The organism is Caballeronia sp. 11_S32 (genome assembly GCF_056930355.1).
This window is the reverse complement of record NZ_JBXOWH010000003.1, coordinates 2,049,405-2,075,828: the sequence shown is the minus strand read 5'-3', so window position 1 is coordinate 2,075,828 and position 26,424 is coordinate 2,049,405. Positions and strand designations below refer to the sequence as shown.

The 26,424-nt window shown below is 64.2% G+C and carries 32 protein-coding genes, 2 tRNA genes and 1 pseudogene; 18 read left to right on the top strand and 17 right to left on the bottom strand.

Annotated features, from left to right (window positions below; genetic code table 11):
- The first annotated feature begins 234 nt into the window (after positions 1–234).
- Positions 235–2,445 carry a glycogen debranching protein GlgX gene (glgX, locus tag AC1Z32_RS21345; protein ID WP_483480449.1) on the top strand — a complete coding sequence of 737 codons (2,211 nt, stop codon included), beginning with the start codon at positions 235–237 and terminating at the stop codon, positions 2,443–2,445.
- Between the two features lie 343 nt (positions 2,446–2,788).
- On the opposite strand, the gene AC1Z32_RS21340 is transcribed toward glgX, so the two are convergent.
- The 3 genes and pseudogenes from AC1Z32_RS21340 to AC1Z32_RS21330 all read right to left on the bottom strand — a co-directional run.
- Positions 2,789–4,003: a tetratricopeptide repeat protein gene (locus AC1Z32_RS21340; protein ID WP_483480448.1), complete on the bottom strand. Its 1,215-nt coding sequence runs from the start codon at positions 4,001–4,003 to the stop codon at positions 2,789–2,791.
- A 154-nt stretch (positions 4,004–4,157) separates the two neighbouring features.
- Positions 4,158–4,838: a PspA/IM30 family protein gene (locus tag AC1Z32_RS21335; RefSeq protein WP_483480447.1), complete on the bottom strand. Its 681-nt coding sequence runs from the start codon at positions 4,836–4,838 to the stop codon at positions 4,158–4,160.
- A gap of 413 nt (positions 4,839–5,251) precedes the next feature.
- Positions 5,252–5,479 (bottom strand): annotated as a pseudogene (locus AC1Z32_RS21330) (plasmid mobilization protein); the annotation flags it as partial.
- 488 nt (positions 5,480–5,967) lie between these two features.
- Here AC1Z32_RS21330 and AC1Z32_RS21325 point away from each other — a divergent pair.
- Positions 5,968–8,517 carry a penicillin-binding protein 1A gene (locus tag AC1Z32_RS21325; protein ID WP_483480446.1) on the top strand — a complete coding sequence of 850 codons (2,550 nt, stop codon included), beginning with the start codon at positions 5,968–5,970 and terminating at the stop codon, positions 8,515–8,517.
- A 75-nt stretch (positions 8,518–8,592) separates the two neighbouring features.
- On the opposite strand, the gene AC1Z32_RS21320 is transcribed toward AC1Z32_RS21325, so the two are convergent.
- The 3 genes from AC1Z32_RS21320 to AC1Z32_RS21310 form a co-directional block, all read right to left on the bottom strand.
- Positions 8,593–9,024, bottom strand: coding sequence for a copper chaperone PCu(A)C (locus tag AC1Z32_RS21320; RefSeq protein WP_483480445.1), 432 nt, complete (start codon positions 9,022–9,024; stop codon positions 8,593–8,595).
- Between the two features lie 7 nt (positions 9,025–9,031).
- Positions 9,032–9,394: a copper resistance protein CopC gene (locus tag AC1Z32_RS21315; RefSeq protein WP_483480444.1), complete on the bottom strand. Its 363-nt coding sequence runs from the start codon at positions 9,392–9,394 to the stop codon at positions 9,032–9,034.
- Positions 9,395–9,504: 110 nt separating this feature from the next.
- Positions 9,505–9,888 carry a DUF2946 domain-containing protein gene (locus AC1Z32_RS21310; RefSeq protein WP_483480443.1) on the bottom strand — a complete coding sequence of 128 codons (384 nt, stop codon included), beginning with the start codon at positions 9,886–9,888 and terminating at the stop codon, positions 9,505–9,507.
- A 200-nt stretch (positions 9,889–10,088) separates the two neighbouring features.
- On the opposite strand from AC1Z32_RS21310, the gene AC1Z32_RS21305 reads away from it, so the two are divergent.
- The 3 genes from AC1Z32_RS21305 (at position 10,089) to AC1Z32_RS21295 (ending at position 11,282) form a co-directional block, all read left to right on the top strand.
- Positions 10,089–10,165, top strand: a tRNA-Met gene (locus tag AC1Z32_RS21305).
- A gap of 239 nt (positions 10,166–10,404) precedes the next feature.
- Positions 10,405–10,902 carry a heme-degrading domain-containing protein gene (locus tag AC1Z32_RS21300; protein WP_483480442.1) on the top strand — a complete coding sequence of 166 codons (498 nt, stop codon included), beginning with the start codon at positions 10,405–10,407 and terminating at the stop codon, positions 10,900–10,902.
- Positions 10,903–10,943: 41 nt separating this feature from the next.
- Positions 10,944–11,282, top strand: coding sequence for a DMT family transporter (locus tag AC1Z32_RS21295; protein ID WP_062604417.1), 339 nt, complete (start codon positions 10,944–10,946; stop codon positions 11,280–11,282).
- A gap of 18 nt (positions 11,283–11,300) precedes the next feature.
- On the opposite strand, the gene AC1Z32_RS21290 is transcribed toward AC1Z32_RS21295, so the two are convergent.
- A complete protein-coding gene (locus AC1Z32_RS21290; RefSeq protein ID WP_483481709.1) occupies positions 11,301–11,663 on the bottom strand; it encodes a hypothetical protein in 363 nt (120 codons plus the stop codon).
- 362 nt (positions 11,664–12,025) lie between these two features.
- Here AC1Z32_RS21290 and AC1Z32_RS21285 point away from each other — a divergent pair, with 362 nt between their 5' ends.
- The 6 genes from AC1Z32_RS21285 (at position 12,026) to AC1Z32_RS21260 (ending at position 15,409) form a co-directional block, all read left to right on the top strand.
- Positions 12,026–12,292: a hypothetical protein gene (locus tag AC1Z32_RS21285; RefSeq protein ID WP_483480441.1), complete on the top strand. Its 267-nt coding sequence runs from the start codon at positions 12,026–12,028 to the stop codon at positions 12,290–12,292.
- Entirely contained in the window at positions 12,292–12,645 is a 354-nt protein-coding gene (locus AC1Z32_RS21280; protein ID WP_483480440.1) for a hypothetical protein, read from the top strand. The genes AC1Z32_RS21285 and AC1Z32_RS21280 overlap by 1 nt, the downstream gene beginning before the upstream one ends.
- Before the next feature lie 184 nt (positions 12,646–12,829).
- On the top strand, positions 12,830–13,114 hold the full coding sequence (locus tag AC1Z32_RS21275; RefSeq protein WP_483480439.1) for a DUF1488 family protein: 285 nt from the start codon (positions 12,830–12,832) through the stop codon (positions 13,112–13,114).
- A gap of 240 nt (positions 13,115–13,354) precedes the next feature.
- Positions 13,355–13,537 (top strand): hypothetical protein, encoded by a 183-nt coding sequence (locus tag AC1Z32_RS21270; RefSeq protein WP_062604413.1) that lies wholly within the window; start codon positions 13,355–13,357, stop codon positions 13,535–13,537.
- Positions 13,538–13,595: 58 nt separating this feature from the next.
- Positions 13,596–14,303: a TetR/AcrR family transcriptional regulator gene (locus AC1Z32_RS21265; RefSeq protein WP_483480438.1), complete on the top strand. Its 708-nt coding sequence runs from the start codon at positions 13,596–13,598 to the stop codon at positions 14,301–14,303.
- A complete protein-coding gene (locus tag AC1Z32_RS21260) occupies positions 14,300–15,409 on the top strand; it encodes an enoyl-CoA hydratase/isomerase family protein (RefSeq protein ID WP_483480437.1) in 1,110 nt (369 codons plus the stop codon). Before AC1Z32_RS21265 ends, AC1Z32_RS21260 begins: the two co-directional genes overlap by 4 nt.
- 65 nt (positions 15,410–15,474) lie before the next feature.
- Here the strand turns inward: AC1Z32_RS21260 and AC1Z32_RS21255 are convergent, their stop codons facing one another.
- Positions 15,475–15,900, bottom strand: coding sequence for a hypothetical protein (locus AC1Z32_RS21255; RefSeq protein WP_062604410.1), 426 nt, complete (start codon positions 15,898–15,900; stop codon positions 15,475–15,477).
- A 109-nt stretch (positions 15,901–16,009) separates the two neighbouring features.
- Positions 16,010–16,255 (bottom strand): hypothetical protein, encoded by a 246-nt coding sequence (locus AC1Z32_RS21250; protein WP_483480436.1) that lies wholly within the window; start codon positions 16,253–16,255, stop codon positions 16,010–16,012.
- Between the two features lie 518 nt (positions 16,256–16,773).
- Between AC1Z32_RS21250 and AC1Z32_RS21245 the strand changes: the two genes are divergently transcribed.
- Both AC1Z32_RS21245 and AC1Z32_RS21240 read left to right on the top strand, forming a co-directional pair.
- Positions 16,774–17,298, top strand: a complete 525-nt coding sequence (locus tag AC1Z32_RS21245) for a hypothetical protein (protein WP_483480435.1) — start codon at positions 16,774–16,776, stop codon at positions 17,296–17,298.
- Between the two features lie 186 nt (positions 17,299–17,484).
- Positions 17,485–18,009, top strand: a complete 525-nt coding sequence (locus AC1Z32_RS21240) for a hypothetical protein (protein WP_483480434.1) — start codon at positions 17,485–17,487, stop codon at positions 18,007–18,009.
- A gap of 372 nt (positions 18,010–18,381) precedes the next feature.
- On the opposite strand, the gene AC1Z32_RS21235 is transcribed toward AC1Z32_RS21240, so the two are convergent.
- Positions 18,382–18,457, bottom strand: a tRNA-His gene (locus tag AC1Z32_RS21235).
- 118 nt (positions 18,458–18,575) lie between these two features.
- The gene (dusA, locus tag AC1Z32_RS21230) at positions 18,576–19,580 is read right to left on the bottom strand and encodes a tRNA dihydrouridine(20/20a) synthase DusA (RefSeq protein ID WP_483480433.1); all 1,005 of its coding nucleotides are present in this window, start codon (positions 19,578–19,580) and stop codon (positions 18,576–18,578) included.
- Between the two features lie 182 nt (positions 19,581–19,762).
- Between dusA and AC1Z32_RS21225 the strand changes: the two genes are divergently transcribed.
- The 3 genes from AC1Z32_RS21225 (at position 19,763) to AC1Z32_RS21215 (ending at position 20,830) form a co-directional block, all read left to right on the top strand.
- A complete protein-coding gene (locus tag AC1Z32_RS21225; protein WP_483480432.1) occupies positions 19,763–20,065 on the top strand; it encodes a hypothetical protein in 303 nt (100 codons plus the stop codon).
- A 51-nt stretch (positions 20,066–20,116) separates the two neighbouring features.
- On the top strand, positions 20,117–20,512 hold the full coding sequence (locus AC1Z32_RS21220; protein WP_483480431.1) for a DUF5594 family protein: 396 nt from the start codon (positions 20,117–20,119) through the stop codon (positions 20,510–20,512).
- 114 nt (positions 20,513–20,626) lie between these two features.
- Complete coding sequence (locus AC1Z32_RS21215; protein ID WP_483480430.1) at positions 20,627–20,830, top strand: hypothetical protein; 204 nt, start codon at positions 20,627–20,629, stop codon at positions 20,828–20,830.
- Positions 20,831–20,876: 46 nt separating this feature from the next.
- Here the strand turns inward: AC1Z32_RS21215 and AC1Z32_RS21210 are convergent, their stop codons facing one another.
- Entirely contained in the window at positions 20,877–21,908 is a 1,032-nt protein-coding gene (locus tag AC1Z32_RS21210) for a methyltransferase (RefSeq protein ID WP_483480429.1), read from the bottom strand.
- Between the two features lie 218 nt (positions 21,909–22,126).
- Here AC1Z32_RS21210 and AC1Z32_RS21205 point away from each other — a divergent pair, with 218 nt between their 5' ends.
- Together AC1Z32_RS21205 and AC1Z32_RS21200 are read left to right on the top strand one after the other, a co-directional pair.
- Positions 22,127–22,864, top strand: a complete 738-nt coding sequence (locus AC1Z32_RS21205) for an SDR family oxidoreductase (RefSeq protein WP_483480428.1) — start codon at positions 22,127–22,129, stop codon at positions 22,862–22,864.
- 61 nt (positions 22,865–22,925) lie between these two features.
- On the top strand, positions 22,926–23,288 hold the full coding sequence (locus tag AC1Z32_RS21200) for a hypothetical protein (protein ID WP_483480427.1): 363 nt from the start codon (positions 22,926–22,928) through the stop codon (positions 23,286–23,288).
- Positions 23,289–23,309: 21 nt separating this feature from the next.
- Here AC1Z32_RS21200 and AC1Z32_RS21195 read toward each other — a convergent pair whose 3' ends face one another.
- From AC1Z32_RS21195 to AC1Z32_RS21175, 5 genes are all read right to left on the bottom strand, one after another.
- Positions 23,310–23,759, bottom strand: a complete 450-nt coding sequence (locus tag AC1Z32_RS21195; protein WP_483480426.1) for a lytic transglycosylase domain-containing protein — start codon at positions 23,757–23,759, stop codon at positions 23,310–23,312.
- A 16-nt stretch (positions 23,760–23,775) separates the two neighbouring features.
- On the bottom strand, positions 23,776–24,117 hold the full coding sequence (locus AC1Z32_RS21190; RefSeq protein ID WP_483480425.1) for a hypothetical protein: 342 nt from the start codon (positions 24,115–24,117) through the stop codon (positions 23,776–23,778).
- A gap of 4 nt (positions 24,118–24,121) precedes the next feature.
- Entirely contained in the window at positions 24,122–24,511 is a 390-nt protein-coding gene (locus AC1Z32_RS21185) for a hypothetical protein (RefSeq protein WP_483480424.1), read from the bottom strand.
- Positions 24,512–24,685: 174 nt separating this feature from the next.
- Positions 24,686–24,883, bottom strand: a complete 198-nt coding sequence (locus AC1Z32_RS21180; protein WP_483480423.1) for a hypothetical protein — start codon at positions 24,881–24,883, stop codon at positions 24,686–24,688.
- A 56-nt stretch (positions 24,884–24,939) separates the two neighbouring features.
- Complete coding sequence (locus tag AC1Z32_RS21175) at positions 24,940–26,367, bottom strand: MFS transporter (protein ID WP_483480422.1); 1,428 nt, start codon at positions 26,365–26,367, stop codon at positions 24,940–24,942.
- Between the last annotated feature and the right edge of the window lie 57 nt (positions 26,368–26,424).

Below are 26,424 nucleotides of genomic sequence, written 5' to 3'. Positions count from 1 at the left end.
TCGGGTTCGGCGAAGGCCAAGCATTCGGCGCTCCCGGCAGGAACGTTTTACACGCGGCGCGTTCGAAGCGCGAGCATCGGGGCGTCGCGAAGCGCATGATGAAACAGGCCGCACGCCGCCGCGTCACACGGGCATGCGAAATGCTTCCCATGATCCGCTTGAGGCCCCGCAATGCCGGCACACGCCGCACGATCCCGACGCCCGGTGCGTCACGCCAATCGAACACATCATCTCATGCCGAACGAACTCCGCATTGCCGAAGGCTCCCCGTTTCCGCTCGGCGCGACCTGGGACGGAAACGGCGTCAATTTCGCGCTTTTTTCCGCGAATGCGACCCGGGTCGAGCTGTGTCTCTTCGACGAAAAGGGCGAGCAGGAAACGCAGCGCATCGAGCTGCCCGAATACACCGATGAGGTCTGGCACGTCTACGTGCACGGGCTCGAGCCGGGCACGGTCTATGGCTACCGCGTGCACGGTCCGTACGAGCCGGCAGCCGGACATCGCTTCAATCCGAACAAGCTGCTGCTCGATCCGTACGCGAAGGCCCACGTCGGCGAGCTGAGATGGGATGACGCCGTGTTCGGCTACACGCTGCACGCCGAAGGCGACGATCTCACCTTCGACGAGCGCGACAGCGCGCCCTTCATGCCGAAGTGCCAGGTGGTCGACCAGAGCTTCACGTGGACGCACGCGACGCGCGTACGCGTGCCGTGGGAGCACACGATCTTCTACGAGACCCATGTGCGCGGTTACACGAAGCTGCATCCGGCGATTCCGGAGCACATGCGCGGCACGTTCGAAGGGCTCGGGCAGGATGATGTGGTCGAGCACATCAAGAGCCTCGGCGTGACATCGATCGAACTGTTGCCGATCCACGCGTTCGTCAACGACAGCTACCTGCTCGACAAGGGCCTCACCAACTACTGGGGCTACAACACGATCGGCTTCTTCGCTGCGGATCCGCGCTATTTCGCGCGCGGTCCGGGGGTCGTCGCGGAATTCAAGGAGATGATCGACCGCCTGCACGAGGCCGGCCTCGAAGTGATTCTCGACGTCGTGTACAACCACACCGCCGAAGGCAACGAACGCGGCCCGACGCTGTCGTTTCGCGGCATCGACAATGCGTCGTACTACCGGCTCATGCCGGAAGAGGCGCGCTATTACATCAACGACACGGGCACGGGCAACACGCTCAATCTTTCGCATCCGCGCGTCCTGCAGATGGTCACCGACAGCCTGCGCTACTGGGTGACGGAGATGAACGTCGACGGTTTCCGTTTCGACCTCGCGACGATTCTCGGCCGCGAGCCATACGGCTTCGACGAAGGCGGCGGCTTTCTCGACAGTTGCCGGCAGGACCCGATTCTGTCGAGCGTGAAGCTCATCGCGGAGCCCTGGGATTGCGGTCCGGGCGGTTATCAGGTCGGCGGCTTTCCGCCGGGCTGGGCGGAGTGGAACGATCGCTATCGCGATACCGTGCGCGAGTTCTGGAAAGGCGACGAAGGGGTGTCGCCGGAACTCGCGACGCGCATGACCGCATCGGGCGACAAGTTCAACAAGCGCGGGCGCAGGCCGTGGGCGAGCGTGAACTTCATCACCGCGCATGACGGCTTCACGCTCAACGATCTCGTTTCCTACAACGAAAAGCACAACGAGGCAAACGGCGAGGATAACAACGACGGCCATTCGGACAACAAGTCGTGGAACTGCGGCGTCGAAGGTCCGACGGACGATGCGGAAATCCGCGCACTGCGCGAGCGCCAGAAGCGCAACATGCTCGCGACGCTGCTGTTCTCGCAAGGCACGCCGATGCTGCTCGCGGGCGACGAATTCGGCCGCACGCAAAAGGGCAACAACAACGCGTACTGCCAGGACGACGACATCAGCTGGGTGAACTGGGACATCGACGAAGACGGCCGCGCGCTCACCGAGTTCGTGCGCAAGCTGACGACGCTGCGCCACACGCTGCCCGTGCTGCGGCGCCAGCGTTTTCTGACGGGCGAATTCAACGAGAACCTGCAGGTCGCCGATGTCAGATGGCTCGGCACGACCGGCGACGAACTCACGCAGGAGCAATGGGACGATCCGAACATGCGCTGCTTCGGCCTCGTCATCGACGGGCGCGCGCAGGCGACGGGCATCCGCAAGCCGGCCTCGGACGCGACGCTTTTGCTGATCGTGAATGCCTATCACGACGTGGTCGATTTCACGCTGCCGGATATTCCCGGCCCCGACGAGTGGATCTGTCTGATCGACACGAATGCGCCGATCCGCGAGGAGCTGCCGGAGTTCGGCTCGGACGACATATATCAGGTGACGGGCCGCTCGCTGCTGCTGTTCGCGTTGCAGCCGCGCGGCGCGACGAAGCGCATCTTCAAGCGGCTGGAAGAGGCGCTGACGGACGAAGTGCCGCCCGAAAGCGCGGAGAAGAAAGGGGGCGGCTGATTCTGGCCGCTTCGAGCGACCGGTTATGATGCGGTCTTTGCGATAACGTCCGAGGCGGCGCGAGCCGCCTTCATTTTTTTGCACGATGCATGTATCACGAACGCATGAACGCGCGAACCATCGCGGCCGCGCGGCGCTGACGGCATGATCCTGCATGCCATCCTGCGCGTCGCGAGCTGGGATCAGCTCGAGCGCATCTGGGAATTCATCGTCGGATTCTTCAAATTTCTCTGGGGCCTCCTGCGCTTTCTCGGCGGCGGCTGATGCGCCGATTCTCCACGCAGAAGCGACAAAGGCCCCGCGAACGGGGCCTTTGTCTTTCACTTTCGCGCGCGGCGCGAGGTCAGGAATCGCGCCAGTTGTCGTCGTTGCTGCCGAGATCGAGTCCGCCGCCGCCGCCGTCGTTCCAGTCGTTCGAGCCGTTGCCGAAGTCGAGTCCGCCGCCATTGTTGTTGCCGAAATCGAGGCCGCCGCCGTCGTTCTGGACCGGGCGGTCGGCCGGCACTTCACGTTCGATCACGCGGTCGCGCCCATGCGACAGCGCCTGACCCAGCAGCACGCCGGTGAGAAGCCCGCCCACGCCGCCACCTAACCCGCCGCCGCCTTGCTGAATGATGACGGGCGGCTGCTGACCTTGTTGCGGCGGATAGGGCGGATACGGGCCCTGTTGCGGATACTGCTGCTGGCCGCGTCCGAAGCGCTCGGCTTCCTGCGCATACGGCGATGCGTTCGGCGCGCCGGGCTGTGCATAGTTCGCCGCGTTCGGATCGGGACGGCCTTCGGCGCGCGCTTTCAGGCTCGCGACCTGATTCTCCAGGTCCTCGATGGCATACGGCGGCACGGGATTCTTCGAGTTCGACAAGGACTCCACCATCTCGCGCAACTGTGTCTCCGCGCCTTCGACGTCTTTCAGCAATGCCTCGTGCCCCGGCGCGGTGGACAGGCGCACGTCGAGCTTGAGCGTGCGCACGTCGTTGAGCAGTTCGGTTGCGCGCTTGATTTGCGCGCGGCGGTCGTTCTCGGCCTGTCCGTCGTCGCGCGCGCGGGCCCGGCGCAGGCCCCAGCGCAGCACGAGCGCGATCGCCGCGATCAGCACCGCAAGACCGATCCACCCGGCCATGCCGACGCCGTGTTTCTGCGGCGCGGGTGCGGCCTGGTTCTGGCTCGGATTGAACGGATTCTGCGCGACCGTGGCGTTCGAGCCGTTATTGGAGCGCGGCGAAATATTGGCGCGCGTCGCATCGGCCTGAATGCGGGCCTGCGTGGCCGCGAAGCGCGAAGGATCCGTGAAGCTCAAGGAAGGATCGAGCGATTTCGCCTGCTGCAGTTGCGAAAGCGCGTCGTCGTAGCGGCCCTCGCGGTCGAGCACCTGCGCGTAGAGATAGTGAGCGTGCGCGTTCTTCGGATGCGCTTCGAGCACTTCGCTCAGCTGGGAGTCGGCCTTTTGCCAGTTGCCCTGCGTCATCGACTGCTCGACCTGCTGCGCGGTCGGCACGGCGAACGCGAGCGGGGAGGCGAGCGACAGCGACAACGCCAGAGCCGTCAAAATCTTCTTCATGATGCGGACCGGACGCGATGAACGTCCGTCTCCTGTCGATGCTGCGATCGGGTGATGCAATTCGTATTGCTCAAGGTAACGCATATTCGTGCGACGCGCCGCTTGCCCGGGAGTTCGCGGCGCGCGTGCACTTTTCAGCCGCCGATGCCGATACTTATTGCGCCGGCGTATTCAACTGCTTCTTCAGCGCTTCGAGACGATCCTCGACCGAAGGCCCGCGATTCAGCGCCGCGAGCTTCTCGTCGAGCGCCTTGCCGGATTTCTGGTCGGCGGAATTGAGGCGCGCATCGGAGCGGGCGTTAGCGAGCTGGACCTTGTCCTCGAGCTTCTGGAAATCCTCCGCAAGATTCTTGCCGCCGATACCGCCGAGCGCCGTCGCCGCGGTGTCCTTCGCCTGCGCGATCTGCTGCTTCGCCTGAAGGATGTTCGAGCGCGCGTTGAGATCGTTGCGGCGCTGGCGCATGTCGGCGATCTGCGATTTCAGATGCTCGACCGAAGGCTCCAGCGTCTGCAGTTCCGCCGCGAGGGCGTCGCGCTCGGTGTCGGCGTTCGCCTGCGCCGCGAGCGCTTCGCGCGCGAGGCCTTCGTCGCCCGCCTGCAGCGCGCGCCTCGCGCCGTCCTCGTACTTCTTCGCCTTCTCGGCGGCGGCGTCGCGCTTGCTTTGCTGCGTCGCGACCTGCGCTTCGATCTCGATGAGCGAGTTCTCCGCCTTCGCGATGCTGTCGTCGAGCTCGCGCACGATCTGCCGTGCGTCGCGCGAAGGATCCTGCATGGTGTCAGCGGCGTCGTTCAAGAGGCCTTTGACCGTGCGCGTGATGGAATCGAAAAGCGACATGTAATTCTCCTGGATGAAGACGGCGGCGTGCTCGCCTGCGTACCACGCGGCTCGAATGTGAGGCGCAACGCGCGGGATTGCAAGCGGCGCGTGAGTGCACGAGCACGCCGGGTTTACCCGCTCATTAGAGCATGCCGCGACTTAATCGGGACTTAACGGAAGGTTAAGGAGTGTAACGGCGCGCGATGACACGGCGCGCACGGCCGACGATGTGAAAAAGGGGAGGCGGGCCGTCAGCGCCCGGAGCGCGTGCCGTTGGTCAGCGAGGCGTCGTCGCCTTGATCGGCGTCGTGCTCGAGTTCGGTTTCGGAGGCATCGGTCGCGGGATGGGCGGGCGGCACGCTGCGCGCCTGCGCCGCGCGCTTGGTTGCGCTCGCCGCCGCTTCGCGGGCTTCGCGCGCGGCCGCTTTCGCGGCGACGCTCTTCAGCGCGGCATTGAGCAGGTCGGGGGCCTTGGGCGCGCGCAAACGGTCGACGATACCCGCCACCTTGATCTGCTCGCTCGTCGCGTTGAAGTTCAGCACCGCGCGCCGCATGAGTTCGCTCACGCTGATGCCGAGGGTGTCCGCTGTCTTGCTGATGGCCAGCTTCTGCGCGGGAGTCACGAAAACAACGATGCGTTCGCTGGGTTTGGTCGTCATGTGCGGCTCGCAAACAGTAAGGCGATCGTAACGGAACGATTCGCGGCTTCGGTTCATCAAACGGGACGACAGCTTTGCCGCAGGCTCCCCGAACGACGCGCCGGGGACCTGCGATGCGTTCGCCCATCATATCGGTTTGCGCGCGGCCGTGGGTGCGGCCCACCTCGCATCGCAAGCGATGAGCATCGCGCGAAAGCGGCGCGCGATCAACGACTTGGCTATTTTCTCATACGGTTGTCCACAAGGCTCTCAACACTTGCTGTGGGTAACCTCGCATTCCCGGGCATTTCGCCGGACGAGCGGCATTTACTTACAAAAAAATCCCGGCGGTTTTGTAGCGGTCCGCGCGAATTCTTTAAAATGCGCTGTTACCCTCGGTCGAAGCCGGCCCGCACATCCGCTCGTCCCGTCTTTGCAGTAGCGCCGCCAACGGCGCATCGCAGCGCGGCAGCGCGCGCGCTTTGACAGCGCGCCGAACGATCCCAGTCATGCCTATCATCAAACGACCCGACTCATCGAATTCTTCGCGATACGATCGCGAACCCCGCTGGAACGACTCTCGCAACGATTCACGCAACGACTCGGGCGGCCGCGACGGCGGCGGACGCAATGGCGGTGGCGGCCGCGATGGCCGCAACGGCCGCAATGACCGCGGCGGACGAGGCCGCTCTCCGTTCGGACGCATCGCGCTGTGGTTCGCGGGTCTCGCGGCCATCGGCGTGGTGGTCGGCGCGCTCATCGTCGGTTATGCGCTCGTCGTCATGGGGCCGAATCTGCCGTCGCTCGATGCGCTCATCGACTATCGGCCGAAGGTGCCGCTGCGCGTCTATACGGCGGATCACGTGCTGATCGGCGAATTCGGCGAGGAGCGCCGCAGCCTCGTGCGCTTCCAGGACATCCCCGACCAGATGAAGAAGGCCGTCCTCGCGATCGAGGACTACCGCTTCTACGATCACGGCGGCGTGGACTTCCTCGGCATTTTGCGCGCGGGCGTGACCGATCTGATGCACGGCGGCGCATCGCAGGGCGCGAGCACGATCACGATGCAGGTCGCGCGCAACTTCTTCCTGTCGAGCGAGAAGACCTACACGCGCAAGATCTACGAGATGCTGCTCGCCTACAAGATCGAGCGCGCGCTGACCAAGGATCAGATTCTCGAGCTGTACATGAACCAGATTTATCTGGGTGAGCGCGCGTATGGTTTTTCGGCGGCGGCGCGCGTGTACTTCGGCAAGGATCTGAAGGACATCACGCTCGCCGAAGCGGCGATGCTCGCGGGCCTGCCGAAGGCGCCGTCGGCGTATAACCCGGTCGTCAATCCGAAGCGCGCGAAGGTGCGTCAGCAGTACATCCTGAAGCGCATGCTGGACCTGAACTTCATCACGCGCGAGCAGTACGAGCAGGCCATCGCCGAAGAGATCCATACGAAGTCGGCGGGCACCGAGTACGGCGTGCATGCCGAATACGTCGCGGAGATGGTCCGGCAGATGATGTACGCGCAATACAGGGAAGAGACCTACACGCGCGGCCTCACGGTCACGACCACGATCGATTCCGCCGATCAGGACGCCGCGTACAAGGCCGTGCGCAAGGGCGTGATGGACTACGAGCGCCGCCATGGCTATCGCGGGCCGGAGGGCAACATCAACCTGCCGTCGAATACGGATGACCGCGCCGAGGCGATCGAAGACGCGCTCGTCGATCATCCCGACAACGGCGAGCTCGTCGCGGCGGTCGTCACGGCCGCGAGCCCGAAGCAGGTGACGGCGCAGTTCGTCGGCGGCGATACCGCGACGATCGCAGGCGAGGGTCTGCGCTTCGTGGCGGCCGCGCTGCGCGGCAATGCATCGAAGGCGCTCGCGATCAAGCCGGGCTCGATCGTGCGTCTCACGAAGGACGACAAGGGCAACTGGCAGATCACGCAACTGCCGCAAGTGGAAGGCGCGCTCGTGTCGATGACGCCGCAGGACGGAGCGATCCGCGCGCTCGTCGGCGGTTTCGACTTCAACAAGAACAAGTTCAATCACATCACGCAGGCGTGGCGTCAGCCGGGCTCGAGCTTCAAGCCGTTCATCTATTCGGCGGCGCTCGACAAGGGGCTCGGGCCGGCGACCATCATCAACGACGCGCCGCTGTACTTCCCGGCGGCCGGCGGCGGCGATGCGTGGGAGCCGAAGGACGACGACCAGCCCGACGGCCCGATGTCGATGCGCACCGGCCTGCAGAAGTCGAAGAACCTCGTGTCGATCCGCATCCTGTCGTATATCGGAACGGGCTACGCGCAGGACTTCGTCACGCAGAAGTTCGGCTTCGACAAGGACAAGACGCCGCCTTATCTGCCGCTCGCGCTCGGCGCCGGACTCGTCACGCCGCTGCAGCTGAGCGGCGCGTATTCGGTGTTCGCGAACGGCGGCTATCGCATCAATCCTTATCTGATCGCCGACGTCGCCGATGCGCGCGGCACTGTGATCTCGCGTGCCAATCCGCTCACGGCCGGCAGCAACGCGCCGCAGACGCTCGAGCCGCGCAACGCGTACATCATGAACAGTCTGCTGCACACGGTCGCGACGCAAGGCACGGGCTCGGGCACCAACGTGCTGAAGCGCAACGACCTGCAAGGCAAGACCGGCACGACCAATGACGCGAAGGACGGCTGGTTCGCGGGCTATCAGAAGCAACTCGTTGCGGTGGCGTGGATGGGCTATGACCAGCCGAAGACGCTCGGCAGCCGCGAGTTCGGCGCGCAGCTCGCGCTGCCGATCTGGGTCGAGTACATGGGGCGCGCGCTGCGCGGTATTCCGCAGCAACAGATGCCGATGCCCGATGGCCTCACGACCGTCGACGGCGAGCTGTTCTACGCGGACCGCACGCCGGGCGCGGGCTTCGTCGCGAGCATCGGACTGGATAACACCAACCCGATGGCGGGCGATGCCACCACGATGGGCGGCGTCGGTCCGGCGGGCATGCAGGCGCCCCCGGCGCCGCAAGTCACCACCGACGAGCGCAAGCAGATCATGGATTTGTTCAGCAAGCACTGATCCGCTTTTGCATGGCCGATAAAAAAGCGCGCCGGGCTCGACACCCGGCGCGCTTTGTTTTTGGGCGCGATGCGCTCAGTGACCGACCGTCGCCGCCGACTTCACCGCGCAGTTCACGTTGAGCGTGGACTTGTCGGCGAACGAAAGCGTGAGGGGAATCGTGGAGCCGACCTTGAGCGGCTTGCCCGGTTCTTCGAGCATCAGGTGGTAGCCCTTCGGCGCGAAGCTCAAGGTGCCGTGCGCGGGGACATCGACGGAATCGACGGCCGACATCGTCGCCGTGCCGTTTTTGCTCTCGGACTTGTGCATCATCGCCATGCCGAACGCGGGCGTTTCCGCGGCGGTGAGCGTCGCGGGCTTGTCGCCGTTGTTCGCGACCGTGAAATAGCCCGACGACGGCAGGTTCGGCGGCATGGCGCGGACCCAGCAATCGCGTGCTTCGAGCGTCGCGGCCTGGGCGAAGGACATGCAGGCGAGCGTGCCCACGAGTACAGCGATCTTTTTCATTGTGTTCTCACTTGACGGTGAAGTTGTAGTGACCTTGAGTGCGATGCCCGTCCGCGGCGACCGCGGTCCATTGCACCTTGTAGACGCCCGGTGCGAGATCGGGAAGCGCGACGCTCATGTGTTTCCTGTCGTTCGTATCGACGGTGGATTTCGCGGCGTTGACCTGCGTGCCTTGCGCGTTCGTGACGATGAGCTTGCTGAAGGTCGGTTCGAGCGCTTCACCGAAGTCGATCGCGACTTCGTGCGGCGCGCTGACAGTCGCGCCGGGGCCGGGGTTCTGCAGCTTCGGCAATGCATGCGCGAGCGCGATGTGCGCCGTGCCTGCCAATGCCAGCGCGAGCGCGCCGCGCATGAGCGATGATGAAAGCATGATGTGTCCTTGCGTGCCCGAAGCGCAACGCGCGTCGAGCGATGGCCGATTGGATGATGCCGCTTCGCGCCGCGTCATGCGGCGAGCGGAGCCTTGGCGTGGAACGCGATTCAGGCGAGGGCGGGTGGAGCGCGGGGTTGCGCGGTGCCGGGCAGTTCGCGGCGCGGCGCGTCGGTGAGAAGGGGCGCATCGAAAGCGCCGCGCGACGAAAAAGCGTGGACGGCTCGTTCGGACGATGTGGGCGGCGTGGGTGCGTGCGCGATGAGATCGCAATAGGCACACGCCTGCAAATGACCGGCGACACCATGCTCGACGTGACGATGCGCGTCTTTCGACGCTTGCGCATCGGACGCGCACACGGATGTGAGCAGCGCTTCGATGCGCGCATGTTCGAGCGCCTGCGATGCGGCGGGCGCGAGCGAGAGCAGCAGGATCGCGCATATCGCTGCGAGCCCGCCGATCTTCCCGATGATGCCTCGACGCAATGAATGCATGCCGCGCTCGATCCGACCCGTTGTCGATACAAAAACGATGATGAGCGGACGATTATGCCACGCGTGTTTGCACGCTCTTCGCTTCGAGCCGAGGCGCTTCGACGCAGTATCGCTTCTTCGTTTCATCTTTCTTCTTCGATCGAAGCAAATGAGGCATTGCATCGAACTAAGCGATAGCTTATAATCTTTTCTTCGACGGACGCGGGGTGGAGCAGTCTGGCAGCTCGTCGGGCTCATAACCCGAAGGTCGTAGGTTCAAATCCTACCCCCGCAACCAACCCGTCCAGCATTACATCGAAAAGCCCGGTCAAAACCGGGCTTTTTGCTTTTCAGCGCGCATATTCGATGCGCTCGACGCAAGGCCCGCTAGCTCAACGCGAAGTCGCAATTGATCCGGTTCATGGCCGACCTGCACATCGCCGCATGGCGTTCGCATGTCAAAATCGCAAGGCACGAGGCTCGGCCAGGCCGCACACGCCACCTCCATTCCACGCACGCAAAAGGAGCCGCTCGCTCATGGACATTCCACACGTTCTGCAGGCCATCGCGCATCAGGAGCGCACACTCGTGTTCCCGCAGTTTCACGCCGAGCACGCGTGGCAAATCGGCTCGCAACTGCGCGAGATGGCACTCGCGCGCGACGCGGCCATCGTCATCGATGTGCGTACCTTCGGCTGCAAGCTTTTCTACGCCGCGCTCGACAACACCACGCCCGACAACGCGCGCTGGGTCGAGCGCAAATCGCGCACCGTCGAGCATTTTCGCCGTAGCTCGTATGCGCTCGGCCTCTCGCTGCAGCAGGCAGGCACGACGCTCGCCGACAAGTACGGCCTCGACCTCGCCGAATTCGCGACGCACGGCGGCGCGTTTCCGCTGCGCGTCGCGGGCGCGGGCGTGATCGGCTCGGTCGCGGTGTCGGGCCTGCCGCAGCGCGACGATCATCAGATGGTGGTCGAAGCGCTTTGCGCCGTGCTCGGCGAGAACTTCGGCAATCTCTCGCTCGGGCGGGACTGAGCCGATCGACGAAGAACAGAACCCGGAGAGACTCCACGCCGATGCGCTCAACCGCTTATGTGCTCCTCGCCATCGCGATCGTCACCGAAGTCATCGCGACCTCCGCGCTGCGCGCCTCCGATGGCTTCACGCGCGCGCTGCCCGCGGCCATCGTCGTGGTCGGCTACGGGCTGTCGTTCTATCTGTTGTCGCTGACGCTGCGCGCGCTGCCCGTCGGCATCGTGTATGCAGTGTGGTCGGGCGCGGGCATCGTGCTCATCACGCTCGTCGCCGCGCTGCTCTTCAAGCAAACGCCCGATCTGCCCGCCATGTTCGGCATGGGCCTGATCGTCGCGGGCGTGGTCGTGCTCAATGCGTTCTCGAAAATGAGCGCGCATTGAACGCGCGCTGACGTGCGCTTACTTGCAGCGCACGATCATCGAGCGATTCTTGACGTTCGCCGAGATCACGTTGGTGATGCCGCCGCCGGTCGGGCCGCCTTCCTCGTTGTCCTTCGAGACGATGTCGTAACCCGTCGCGCCGCATTTCTGGCCGGCGAGCACGTAGCAGCTCGCCCAGCTCGATCCGGCATCCGCGCCGCTGCAGTTCACGGCGTAGCCGGTCTGTCCGTCGGGCAGATTGATGAGCGATGCCTCGTTCGACGACGCGCACGCGCCGAGGCTCGCCACGGCAACGACAGCGGCGCCGAGCGCCGACGCGCGCAGCCAGGAGAAGCGCGCATGAGCGCCGCCGTGCGCCGCGCGTGCGGAGATACGGCGCATGCGCCGACCGTGTTCCTTCATCTTTACCTCGTGTGAGCGAATTGCGATGCGCGCCGCTGGCCATCGAATTCGCGGCAAGGGCGCATTTTTGAGATGTGCATTGTCCCATACGCGCCTTACGCGACACGTAAGCGGATGTTAGCGGCAGGGCGCATGCCGGGATGCGGCGTCGCGCGCGGGCGCGATGCTTGCGAATCACGCAGTGGCAGGCTCGCGCTCATCGCGCCGACCATACCGATGAACTATTTTCCGGTTCGCGCGCCTTATTCATCTCGAAGATCGGTTGGAATTGCCTGCCGGGGCCGCGGGCGACAACTGGCGCACGCACTGGCGCACGCCGCACGCAAATAAGGAGGCACGACATGGCGGAAAGAGTCACGGGGCCGTACAGAGGGTTCTACATCAGCGCTTCGGCGCGGCTCGTGCAGACGCACACCGAAAGCGATGGCGGCGCGCCGATCTATGTCGGCTCGGTGAGCCTCGCGCGTGGCGGGCCTGACGACGTGCATCGTTTCGAGGCGCTCGTCGATCTCGGACCCGAGCGGCGCTTTGCGACCGAAGGCGAGGCGCTCGCGCATGTGGAACAGGCCGCGCGCGAATACATCGACCGCTTGCTGCAAGCGACGTGATGCGCCCCGTTCATCTTCGACACACCGTACTGTATGACGTCGCGAGTTGCCTCATCGATCTCTTTCCGAGCGGCGCCGACGTCGCGGAAGTGGGCCTGGAGGCAACGCCCGCGCTCTTCGTGAGCTGGCGCACGGGCGGCGTGGCGAACCATCCCGGCAATATCGCGTGGGGCGTGCACTATCGCTTCGACGCGCAGGTGCTGCGCGACTATCCGCGCCTGTCGGGGGAAGCGCGTCAGCGCGTATGCGATCGCGTGCGCGACATGAGCCGGCTGCTCGACTTCAACTATGCCGATCCTTTGGCGAGCTCGCTGCTCGTCGTCGATGTCGACGAATCCGTGCTTGCCGCGTGAAGAGGGCGGCGCTGGACCGCGCGGCGCGAGCGCGAGTACCATAGTCGCCGAATCGATTCGTGCGATCGTTTGCGGTGTCGCAAACAGGCTCGCGCGAATGAAGCATGGAGCGCCTGAACGTCTTCGCGTCGGTCCCGGTCGGATGCACGCCTTATCGGCGCCACGCCCAAGCAACGAGACAATCATGAATATTCGATTCCTCCCGGACGCGCCCGATTACCGCGATTCCAACCTGACCGTCGAGTTCGCTGCGATCGTCGATGGCCGGCGCGTGCCGTGCGCGATTTCGGTCGAAGCGCTGGAAGATCATTTCGGCGCGCAGACCTACGACAGCACCGGCTGGATCAGCGCGTTCGATGCGGGCCGCCCGCGCATCGAAGAGGTCGCGCGCGAGCATCTGCGCGTGACCAACGGCATGCCCGTGCTCCTGAAAAGCGGACACTTTCCGCCGGGGCGCGTGACGGTCTGATGCGATGACCGGCGCGTTTCGCGCGAAGGCGACCTTCCGCTCTTACACGGCGCGATGTAAGACCTCCATTCGAGCGTGTTTTTATCGAAGCGAGATGCGTCGCGCGCCTTCCGCGTGATCGCGCAACGGAGTACCATCCTCCTATTCGCCGCACGCGATGCGATTCGCTCGGCACATTACTTGCTCAACGGCTTGCGCTTTCGTTCGAGCAATCAAATATAAAAATCGCGCGGGGTCATCATGCTTCAGTCCTTTCTTCACTCACTTGTCGAGTCCAACGCGCTATGGCTCATCTGGGCAGCCGTCGGTGTCCTGATTCTTGCGTTGTGCATCGTGTTTGCGTCCGTTGTGCTGGGCGATTCGGAGGAGCCGCTTTATCGCGCGGCATCCCGGCGCCGCGACGACAGCAAGATGACCATCTGAGCGCGCGCCGCCGCGCCGCGATTTGACTTCGACAGAAGCGGTGCCGACAATGCCTCGCATGGGACTGCAAGAGCGCCGCACCGAGCAAAGACGCGAGCAGCGCCAGGCGCTGCGCGAGCGCATACTCGAAGTCTCGCGCGAGATCGTGAAGCGTGAAGGCTTCGCATCGCTCTCGATGAGAAAGCTCGCGGACGCGATCGACTATTCGCCCGCCGCGCTCTATCTTCATTTCAAGAGCCGTGGCGAGATCGCGCGGGCGTTGCGCATGGAAGGCCACGCGAACCTGCACGACGCGTTTCTCGCGCACGCAACAATCGCGGACCCGGCCGCGCGCCTGAACGCGATGGCGCGCGCGTATGTCGAATTCGGGCTGGCCGAGCCCGAGACGTATCGGCTGATGTTCATGGAGCCCGCGGGTTTCAGCGACACGGACGCGAACGGCGCCGATCATGCCGATCGCACCGACAAGGCGGCCGGGTCCGTCGCGGCGACGCTCTCGCTGATCGTGGACGCGTTCGTCGAACTGCGCGCGGCGGACCGGCTGCCGCCGCACGCCGCGCCGACCGCGTGCGCGGAAGGGCTGTGGGCGAATCTGCATGGCATCGTCGCGCTGAAGCTGAACGGCGCGCCGTTGCCCGAGACGCCGGCCGCGACGCTCGTCGACCTGTCGCTCGATGCGTGGTTCGCGCAGGCGCACGCGCCTCGACCCGGGGGTACCGAACTTCGATTCAATTCAGCGAACCGACCCGACACTTCATCACGATGACCACCGAAGACATCCGTATCGACACCGCCAACGGCATCGGCTTCATTGCGCTCGATCGTCCGAAGGCACTCAACGCGTTGACGCCGCCGATGCTGCGCGCGATCAGCGAAGCATTGCGCGCGTGGCGGCACGATCAGGCGATCCGCGCTGTCGTCGTCTATAGCCCGCACGTGCGCGCGTTTTGCGCGGGCGGCGATATCCGCTTCCTGTACGAGTCCGCGAAGGCGGGCGAGCGCGACGCGATCGACGCGTTCTTCACCGACGAATACAAGCTCAATCACGCGATCTTCACGTTTCCGAAGCCGTATGTCGCGGTCGTGAACGGCGTGGTGATGGGCGGCGGCATGGGCATCTCGCAGGGCGCGCATCATACGGGCGGGCTGCGCCTCGTCACGCAGTCGACGAAGATGGCCATGCCCGAGACGCGCATAGGCCTCTTTCCCGATGTCGGCGTGAGCTGGTTCCTTGCGCGCACGCCGGGCGCGATCGGCCGCTATCTCGCCGCGACGGGCGCGAGTCTCGCCGCCGCCGACGCGCTCTATGCCCGCATGGCCGATGCCTATCTCGACGACGGCGCGCTGCCCGGTCTCATCGAATCGCTGCGGCATCAGCGCTTTCTCGACGGCGTGGAGATCGTGCGCTTCGTGCAGAACGAAACCACGAAGTACAAGGTCGCGCCGATCCCCGAAAAGGGCGAGCTCGCCGCGGCGCGCACGATGATCGACAAGCACTTCGCGGCCGGCAACGGCGCCTCGATACTCGTGTCGCTCGAGCGCGAGGCGGACATCGGCAACGACTGGGCGAAGCGCACGGCCGCCGAGCTGCGCGAGCGTTCGCCGCTTTCCGTCGATATCGCGTTGCAGCAGGTCGACCGCGCCAAGTTCTCGACGATGGCCGAGACGCTGCGACGCGATCTCGACCTCACGCGCACGGTGTTCGAGCGCGGCGACGTGCTGGAGGGCATTCGTGCGCGCATCGTCGACAAGGACAACGAGCCGCGCTGGAGAATCGCGCGCGCCGAGGACGTGGAAGCCGCCGATGTGGATCGGATGTTCGAGAGCGCGTGGACGCCCGCGGCGCACCCGCTGCGGCTTCTGAAGGACTGATGCTGAGAAGAGCGGCCCGTGTGGGCCGCTTTTGATTTGGGCGCCGGGCCGCGATCAGCGCTGCATCAACGCGGCTCGCTGCCCGCCATGAACGCGCGCATGAAGACGAGCGCGCCCCAGCCCCAGATGGCGTTCGCGATGAAGCCCGGCGCGAGACGCGGCAGCATATTGCCGCTCGGCCAGATGCCGCGCGCCGGGTCGATCACGAACACGCCCACCGCCGTCAGCACGATGCCGCCGAAGACGAGTGCGCCGATCCACGGCGCGCTGCGGTCGGGCGCGACGCGCAGGAGCCACGCCATCAACACGCCGAATATCGAGCTCCACAGCGCATTGGCGATGAATTCGGGGATGCCGAGCGGAAGGAACGGTGTGGTGGAAAAGCCGGCCGGATCGACGAGACCCGCTGCGTGCAGCAGCGCCAGGGTCGATTCGCGGAAGAACAGCGCGGCAAGGAAACCAGATACGAACGGCAGAATGACTTTTTGCATTGGCTAGACCGCTTGGAGCCGGAGGCGCGGTTCTCTCCGATTATCGAGACGAGCGCCATTATAGTGGCGTCGCGCGCGCTTCCAAGCCGGGTCTGAGCCTTCTTGCGCGCTATTTTGCGATGGCGTCGCTCGCGGGGCTGTGATGCAGCATGCGGTCGCTGTTTGGCGGTGGATTTGGACGCTTCACGGGCATGTTGTCGGGGTTGTCGGGGCGCGTGGCGCTCGCGGAAGGCGCGCCGGGGGCGCCCGGCGGTTTGACCATCGATGCGCTGTCGTCGGGGCGGGCGGTCTGGGCGTGGGCTGGGAATGTGGTGACGAGCAGGAGGGCGGCGATCGCGAGATGTTGCCGGGGCATGATTGTTCTCCGCGAAGGGGAGAATATGGACGTGCATGCCGCGTGCCCGAGGCGAGCCGGATAAGCAAAAAGCCCAGTCGGATGACTGGGCTTTTTGCATGAATTCTCGGTGGGGTGGCTGATGGGACTCGAACCCACGACGACAGGAATCACAATCCTGATCATCCAGCTAACGGGGCAAGCGTTTTAGTCCTATTGATGCGAACACTTCTCGAAAATGGTCCCATCGAATACATGGGCTTTTTTCTTGTTCGATCCCACAAGTAAGTTGAAGTCGTTACGCTTGTGCCTGACCGTTCCGCTCTCGCCGTTGCCTCCGCCGCCGAGGGGTGCCGCTGGGCCGCAGAAAGCGCACTCGCGCGTCCGTTGTGCTGCCTCGCGACGCTCTGCTATTTGTCCTGATTCGGCGACGATGTTTTTCAAAACTGGTCGCACCTTTTCGTCTAGCACGAGTAGTTTGTCGTCGGATTTAGGACCGACGCGCCACCCATTCCGGCAGACTAATTGGAGCTCCTGTCATGATTTTCGATACTAGCTCGTCGGCCACATATCCGCGCTGCACACTACATATGAAGCACGATCTCAATCCGACCGTTTTGAAGAAGCACCGTCCGGTCATTTTCGATGCATTCGTCAAAGCATGTGGAACAAAGAATGGCGCAATCAAGGCATTGACGTGGGGCGAATTTCCGAAAGTCGCAATCGGCGCGGAGTTTATGAAAGACACGAACACAAATTCACGGATATGCGGCTCAAACCCACCCGAGATATTCGATACAAAGATGGTTATTGGTTCTGCGGTCCGCGTTGTACCGCTAGAGAAGTGCCTTGCTGACATCGACCTCATCAACAATAAGAGGCGCTTCGAATCTCCTCTATTGCATGAAATGGTTCATTACGTTCGCAGAGTCAACAAGTTATTAGGCTCTGATTATGACTTTCCGGATTCACCTGAGCCCGGTGAACAGTTTGAGTTCTGGGCGTATGGGGCTTTGCAATGTTCCAATGACGAAATCTTCGATGCGTTACTGTCATATCGGTGACGTCCGCACGAGTGCCGCGTCCGCCTTGTGCTGGGTCATGAAGGGGCAATTATCCGTAAGAGAATCGTCAACCTCGGCTGAAAAACCCCCCTGTGCTGCTAGCAGCACTTCTTAGCCACGAGGATGCCTTCCGACACATTCGGAAAACCTAACCCCGGTTTTTTCACTCAGAGATAAGGAGGCGTAATGGACCAGGCGTCTGCAATTCCCTCGTGGATGTTGGCCGGATTCTCCGAGCCGCCGTTGGAGACGGAGGCCAAGGGTGGTGAAATACTTTATCGCGCGTATGGAGGGACCTCGGCCATCCTCAGCAACTGCTTCTTTGTCCCGGCCATTGGGAACACCCCCATAGGGTATTGGACGGCCGAATTGCTGGAAATGGAACTTAATGCGGCTCTGTGGGGGAACGAGTTCGAGGGAATCAACAGGTTTCAGCTAGTAGAGGGAACTCGGTATTGCATCGGTCCCATTGCTCACGATAACTACAGCGGGTACGAAAAGTTGAAGCTCCCTGAACGCTCTGCGGAGTTCATTCGTTTCGATCAACGCTCATTCGTCACACCAAGCGGAATTTTCAAGCAAGTCACGATCATATTGAGTGGCGACGAGAAACTGAGTAATCGTGTTGTGCGAATTGGCTCGAGCATTCCTATCCGCGAGGGTCGATACGCGCGCATGGCGTCCGCGCGCGCAAAGACACGGCCTCAATAACAGAAGCCCGGCGCGGCCGACCAAGGGCTACAGATGAACGAGCGCCATGCGAGCGCTCAGCGTGAGTATCGTTCTCGGTTTCACGCGGTGTTTCAGGCTGCGGCCTGCCATCGACAAGGGTTCGGCGTGACGGACCGCTCACGGTCTTCGTCATGCGCCCGTTGCCCACACCAGAACGCACGTCATTCTCTGGCATCGCGGTCACTTGCGAGCCGCAATCGCGCGTGCCTATATCGAATGGCTCTGGCACATGAGCATACGAGGCACGTCGATTTCCAAAATGGGAATTTTCGCGGGAGCGAAAACAAAAAAGGCACTGTGAAAAATCACAGTGCCTTTTCGGTAAAGCGTTGACTCGCTTAGAATTCTCGGTGGGGTGGCTGATGGGACTCGAACCCACGACGACAGGAATCACAATCCTGGACTCTACCAACTGAGCTACAGCCACCACTGTTACCGCGATCCTGACTGCTTCAGAACTGCAGCAGCAATCAAGAAGCGAGATTATACGAACAATGATTGCGCTTGCCTAGTCCCTTTGAGCATCTTTTTCCGCAAGGCGCGCATCAGGATTCGATCGCTTCCACGGCCTCGCGCAGATGAGCCCGCGCCTCGTCGAAAATCGTGAGATCGCCCGTGGCCAGCCGGCGGCTGTCGGACAGCACGCGGCGCCATCCGCGCGCGCCCGCGACGCCGCGATAAAGACCGAGCGCATGCCGCGTCACCGCGCCGAGATACGTGCCGCGCGCGAGTTCATGGCGCGCATAGCCGATGAGCCCCGCCTCGATTTCTTCGCGCGAGGGAATGGGCGTGTCGGCGCCATAGAAGCGCGTATCGACGCCCGCGAGCACATACGGATTGTGATAAGCCTCGCGCCCGAGCATCACGCCGTCGACATGCTTCAGGTGCTCCTCGACTTCATCCAGCGTCTTGATGCCGCCGTTGATGGATATCTCCAGATGCGGGAAGTCGCGCTTCAGCCGATACGCGTACTCGTACTTGAGCGGCGGAATCTCGCGATTCTCCTTCGGGCTCAGTCCTTTGAGGATCGCATTGCGCGCATGCACGATGAACACCTCGCAACCGGCATCGGCGATGGTGCCGACGAAATCGCGCACGAACTCGTAATCCTCGACCGCATCCACGCCGATGCGATGCTTCACCGTCACCGGAATCGATACGGCATCGCGCATGGCCTTCACGCAGTCGGCGACAAGCCGCGGCTCGTTCATCAGACACGCGCCGAACGCGCCGCGCTGCACGCGCTCGGACGGGCAGCCGCAGTTCAGGTTGATCTCGTCGTAGCCCCATTGCTCGCCGAGCTTCGCGCTTTTCGCGAGATCGTTCGGCTCGCTGCCGCCGAGTTGCAGCGCGACGGGCGCTTCCGCCGGCGTGAATGCGAGATGGCGCGCGACATCGCCGTAGAGCAGCGCGCCCGTCGTGACCATTTCCGTGTAGAGCCACGCATGGCGCGAGACGAGCCGGTGCAGGGACCGGCAATGACGGTCGGTCCAATCCATCATCGGTGCGACGGACACGCGGCGGGGGCTGATCTTCGATACGGCTGACATGGGCAAAGCGGCCGCGCTTGCGAGCGAACCACTTGAATCTGAAAGGGAATCCGCGATTTTACCGCAGCGCGGGAGATCGGTCGTGCCGCGCGATCGTTTCGGTCGGCGCAAACGTGCGCCGCCTTCGTCACACCATGCTACGATTTCCAAATCACCCCCCAACGACGACATTGGAGGCATATATGGCTACTTTGGCGATCGACGGTGTGCGCTGGATCAACGACCGCGTGACCAGCGTGCGCTGGGGCAGTTTCGATCCGGCCACGAACAACTGGGCCGCGCCCACCACCATCGTGGATGTCCAGCAAGTCGTGGACGCCATCAAGAGCGGCAAGGAAGTCCGCACGCTCTTCACGCTCGGCGGCCACCCTTTCCTCGGCCCGAAAGTCAGCGCGCTGCCGTATACGAACGGACATATCGGCATCGAGGCGCGCGCGCAGGACGGGCAGATCGAGAAATCGCTCGAAGACCTGCCGCCCGTCTGAGTCGCCACGGGCGCCGCCTCGCGGCAGGCGTCCCGCTCGCGGAGACAAGCATTGAATCGACAACAGGCGCTCCGGTTCGAGACCGAGTTCATGCCGCGCATCGTCGAGCGCGTGGCGCGTGTCGTCGATCACGGCGTGCGCGTCGAAGTCTTGCCTTATGAAAGTCCGCTCGTACCAACGCGCCTGCGTGTCAGCGCCGGGCGTGCACCACAGGAGGGCGACGCGCATCGGCGCGCTTTCCCGTATCCGCTCAATGTATTTCTGACCTGGGACGACGACGAGATCGAACGTCTGCTCGCCGCCGGCGGCGAGGCCCGATTCATGCGCTATCTCGACGCGATCGGCGCCAAGCTCGACGCCTGGCAGGGTGCGCGCGAAGTCGATCTCGCGACGCGCTCGCAGGCGGAACCGTCGGTGATGCTCGGCGGTCTCGACTTCGAGGCCTGATCACGGCGGCCGGCTGCCGCCCGCAAGCGCCCGTTCAGCCGACGCAGTGCATCGCCGGCGCAGCCGCGTCCCGCGGCACCGGCAGGGCGCATCACCATGAACGAGGAGGTCGGTATGGCATCGTCGAATGAAGGCAATCTGGGCGCATTCGTGCAGACCGCGGAACAGGCGGGCGGCTTCGTGTGGGTCATCACGCTCGTCGATTTCGCGGCGCGCGAGGTCAAGCGCGCCATGGTCTCCGAAGAGAACTTCTCCACCGCCGACGCGGCCCGCGACGCGGGCAACGATCGCCTGAAAGGCATGTCGAACGATCGCTGACGACGCATCGCGGCGCGCGGCCCGCGACGCGCTTACTTCGTCGCGATCACTTCGTCGCGATCACCATCGAATCCGGTCCCACGAGGGGTTCGACGCGCGCCGTCGCGAAACCCGCTTCCTTCATCCACGCGCAGCATTGCGCGCCGGTGTAGTCGAAGCCGCCCGGCGTCTCGATCAGCATGTTGAGGCTCATCAGAAGGCCGAACGCGTTGTGCCGGCGCTCGTCGTCGATGATCGCGTCGTACACGATGAGACAGCCGCCCGGCGGCAGCGCCGCGTGGCATTTTCCGAGCAGCGCGAGCTTTTGCGGCAGATCCCAGTCGTGCAGGATATGGCCCATTACGAGCACGTCCGCCGGCGGGCACGGGTCCTTGAAGAAATCGCCGGGATAAAAGCGCAGCCGGTCCTGCAGGCCGTTCGCGGCGATGTAGTCGTCGAAAATCGGGCCGACGATGGGCAAATCGAATCCGCCGCCCGTCAGATGCGGGTGCGCGCGCGCCACCTGCACCGGCAACGCGCCCTGCGCCGCGCCGATATCGATGAACGTACGGTACTCGCTCCACGGAAACTGCCGCGCGATTGCCTGGGCCGCGCCCATGCTGACGCCGCTCATCGCGTGGAGAAAGCCGCGCAGACGCGCCGGATCGCTATAGAGCGCTTCGAAGAGATTGCCGCCGTGCTTCGCTTCGTTCTGCGGCAGGCCGGTGCGCAGCGCCTCGGTCAGCGAGCCCCAGAACGGATAGAGGCGCGCGTTCGCCATCTCGAGCAGCCCGCCGACATACGAAGGCTTGTTGGTATCGAGAAAGAGATCGGCGTCGCTCGCATTCGCATAGCGGCCGTTTTCGCGCGTCAGCAGATCGAGCGCGACGAGCGTATCGAGGAAATCCAGCGCCGCGCGCGGATGCAGTTCGAGTGCCTGCGCGAGATCGTCCGCCTCTCTCGGGCCGTTCGCCAACTGCGTGAACACGCCCAGTTCGACGGCGGAGAGCATCGCCTTCGACGCCCAGAAACCCATGCCTATTTGCAGCAGCCGCTCCGGAGTGGGCTGCGCGTCGGTATTGCCCTGGGTGTCTTGCATGGTGCGCCTCCTGTCGAAAGTGCGACGTCAGCGGGCTGAGAGAACTGCGTAACTCTAGGCGCCGGCCGCGGCCGATTCAAGGCGGATATGTGGGCCGCGTCACGCAGACGAAAGACATTCGATGAAATCGAACGAGTGCGCCGGCAGCGTCGTACAACAAGGCGCAAAGCATTGTCCATAATGCCTTCACACTGATCAACGTTCACAAGGAGAACGTCATGAATCGCTTCGAAGGCAAGACAGTTCTGGTTACGGGCGGCAACAGCGGCATCGGTCTCGCGGCGGCGCAGGCATTCGCCGCGGAAGGCGCGCGGGTCGTCATCACCGGGCGCGATGAAACATCGCTGGCGCAAGCGCGCGCGTCGCTCGGCGCGAACGCGATCGCGATCCGCAACGTCGCGGGCACCGTCGCCGCGGCTCGCGAACTCGCGCAAAGCCTGGCCGACGCGGACATCCGGCTCGATGCCGTTTTCGTCAACGCAGGCGTGGCCAAGCTCGCGCCTTTCACCGACATCGACGAATCCACATGGGACGAAACCTTCGCGATCAACGTGAAGGGACCGTACTTCCAGATCCAGTCGCTCGTGCCGATCCTGAACGAAGGCGCGTCAATCGTGCTGAACGGTTCGATCAACGCGCATATCGGCATGCCGATGTCGTCTGTGTATGCGGCGAGCAAGGCGGCGCTCGTGTCGTTCGCGAAGACGCTGTCGGCGGAACTGCTGCCGCGCGGCGTGCGCGTGAATGTGGTGAGCCCCGGTCCGGTGACCACGCCGCTGCATGACAAACTCGGCCTCGGCGATGAAATGGGCGCGCAACTGCAAAGCCAGATTCCGCTCGGACGCTTCGGCAAGTCGAGCGAAGTGGCGGCGACGGTGCTGCATCTCGCATCGCCGGAATCGGGTTTCATCGTCGGCACGGAGATCGTGATCGACGGCGGCATGAGTCAGCTCTGAGTCGAACGCTTCGGGCGAAGGCGGGGCACAATCACCGAAGTCCACCACGCGGATCAACGGCATGAGCGACAACCAGGAGCACAGCGATGCGCAAGCGGTACGCGAAGCACGCTATCGCCGTTACGAGGCGGCTGGGGAGCCTTCGATCCGCGCGGACCTCGACGAATCCGCCGACACCGATCCCGAAGCCGGGTTCAAGCGCGCCTGGCTGCGCCGCAAGGAGGCGACGCGCCAGGACGAGCAGTTCCGCGCGATGTTCGCGTCCGTGACTTCCGCCAACGACGCCGCGCAGCTTGCGCGCGACTCCGCGCAGGCGTCGCGCCGCTCCGCCTTCTGGACGATGATCGCGGCGCTCGCGGCGACGATCGGCGTGCTCGTCAATGCGGCCATCGCGCTCGGCTGGCTCGACTGGCTGCGGCGCTAGAGCGGGCGCGCCCGGCGGTGCTCAGCGCATCGCGGGCTGCAACTCGCCCCAGCCGACGAGGATTTGCTGGATGCTGCGCGCGTAGGCATCGCGATGCTTCGGCGATTCCGAGTGATACGCGCCGATCGCCTGCCACGTATTGCCGTACTTCACCATCTTCTGCTTCAGCAGCCACGCGGCGACGAACACGTTGACGCACGGATCGGCGAGCGCGCGATGCGGGATGCCGTGGCGCGCCAGATCGGGAAAATGGATGGAGTTGATCTGTAACTGGCCGATGTCGATCGAGCCGTTCGCGTTGCGGTTGATCGCGGCGGCATCGCCTTTGGATTCGCGCCACGCCACGGCGCGCAGCACGAGCGGATTGACGCCCTGATAGGCGGCGGCCTGCTCGAAGCAATCGTCGGCGAGAGCAGCGCTCGCGGCAAGCAGCAGGCAAGCGGCGAGCGCCGCGTGAATCGGACGGAACATTGCGTGGCTCCTTCGATTACTGCGCGAGCGCGATGTCGATGCGATGCTCGACGTCCTTCAGATACGTGCGCGATTCGCCGGACACCACGAGGCGGGGTTCCGGGCCGTTGCATTTGCAATCGGCGACCCGGCGCGCTTTCCTGCCTTTCCTGCTCGCGGATTTGACGGGCGGATCGTCGTCGTCGCTGGTGGCGGGCGGCAGCATCGCGAGCGTGGGCAAGGGCGGGTAGACCTTCTGCACGGCGGGTCCGAGGGCGGCGAGCGTTTGCACGGAGGCGGGCGCGCTCACGTCGAGCGGGCCGGCGAAGGCGCTCGGCGCGAAGATCATTCCGGCGGCCAGAATCAGGATGCGGCGCATGACGTCAGCCTCCCTGCGTCGGCTTGATGGACACGCTGTACGGCTGTCGTGGGCCGGCGGTGAGATTTTCCAGGCTGAGCCTGACCGCGTGCTTCGCGGGCACGCCTTTCCAGATCGCCTGGTTGAGGTAGGCGAAATCCTGCGCGAGCGCGGTGACGAGAATCGTCGTCGGCTGCTTTTGCGCGGCCGCGAGCGCGCCTGCTTTCGCGAGAATCGCGGTGAGTTGCGGGTCGCGCGCGCCGAGCGCGTCAGCGGGAATCTCGAAGTGGATGACCTCGGCGGACGCCGCCGGCTTGTCGATCTGAGCCGTGTTGGCCGGGGGGATCGGCGCGCAGCCGGCCGCGGCGAAGGCGACCGCGATGGCGAAAAGTGACGCTGCCCACTTCACTGGCATCTCCTGATTGGGTCATGGCGATATGCGAGTTGTCGGCGCGCGTGCGCGCGACTTGATAGCCGGACGCAAACGTTTCGCCAAATAGCAAAAGTTGACTCAGAAGAAGTCGATTCCGGGAATCGAATCATGCGGATCGCGGCGATCGATACCGCGACCTTGCCGATGCGATGACAGTCAGATAGGCCACCACGCACCGATGCTCGGCTCGGCGTCGAGCGCGCGCAGGAAGTCGTCGGCGAAAGCGTCGGCGGCGAGCTGGCGTTCGTGCGTGCCTTCGGGGAGATCGTGGGGATTCTTGAGACCGCGTGCGTGGCGGATGGCGGCGACCGTTTCGGTCAGGGCAGCGAGGGCATCGAGGGTATGCGAGTTCATACCGCGGTTATCGGCGCGAAGGGCGCGGGCTTGAGCCACGCCGCGTCATAAAAGCTTCACGCCTTAGGCTTCCGATGCCCCGACACGAGCGCGCCCGCGTCCCTCGCCAGCCCGAACAGATCCATCACGCCCACCAGCCCGACGAACGCGACGATCAGAAACGCGACGCTGAAATCCTCCGGCCCGATGGAATGCGCGTCGTGCCCGTGGAGCCACTCGCCGATGCGCAGCGCGATCGCGCCCGTCGCGACGCCGATGCCCATCGTCATCTGAAAGAGCGTGCTGGACAGCGCCGACGCGCCGCTCATCTGCGCTTTCGGCACATCGGCGAAGGAGAGCGTGTTGAGCGCGGTGAACTGCAGCGAGCGCGAGAGGCCGCTCGCGAACAGCACGACGGCGATCGCGAGCTTGGGCGTCGACGGCGTGAGCAGGCTCATCGCGGCAAGCGACAGCGCGGCGAGCACGCCGTTTACGATCAGCACCGGCCGAAAGCCGAACTGGCGCATCACGGGCGTGGTGACGAGCTTCATCGAGAGGTTGCCCGCGAACACGGCGAGCGTGAGCAAACCCGATTCGAACGCGTTCATACCGAAGCCGACCTGGAACATCAGCGGTAAAAGGAACGGCGCCGCGCTGATCGCGATGCGAAAGAGCGAGCCGCCGCCCATCGCCACGGCGAAGGTCTTCACATTCAGCGCCGACAGATCCACCACCGGCTGCGCCGCGCGCCGCAGATGCCACCACGACCCGATGCCCGAAACCACGCCCACCGCGACCAGCACGCCGACGAAGCGCCAGTCCACGTCGCTGCGGCCGATCAGTTCCATCGCGTAGAGCAGCGTCGTGCACGCAATGCCGCACAGCGCAAAGCCCGGCAGATCGAAGCGGCGCTTCGCGTCCTCCCGCACGTTGTCTATATAGCGCAGCGTCAGCAGCAAGCCGATCAGGCCGAGCGGCACGTTCAGATAGAAGATCCAGCGCCACGACGAATACGTCGTGATGAAGCCGCCGAGCGGCGGGCCGATTACCGGCGCAACGAGCCCCGGCCACGTGATGATCGCGATGGCGCGCATCAGGCCTTCCTTGGGCGTCGCGCGCAAGACGGCGAGGCGCCCGACCGGCACCATCATCGCGCCGCCGATGCCCTGCAGCACGCGCGCCGCGGCGAAGGCGGGCAGGGTGGAGGTCGTCGCGCACAGAACGGAGGCGGCCGTGAACACGCCGATCGCGCTCGCGAACACGGTGCGCAGGCCGAAGCGGTCGGCGGCCCAGCCGGAAATCGGGATGAAGACCGCGAGCGTGAGGAGATAAGCCGTGATGCCGAGGCTCATGTCGGCGGGATGCACGTTGAACGAGCGCGCCATCTGCGGCAAGGCCGTGGCGATGATCGTGCCGTCGAGGTTCTCCATGAAGAAAGTCGCGGCGACCAGCGTGATGATGAGCGACGAGCCCTTTTTATTGTCGCGATCGCGTTCGGACGGCATCGGTCGGGCGCTCCTTCACGGCCTCACTGGAAGCCTGCCATTCTAGCCGCGAGAGCA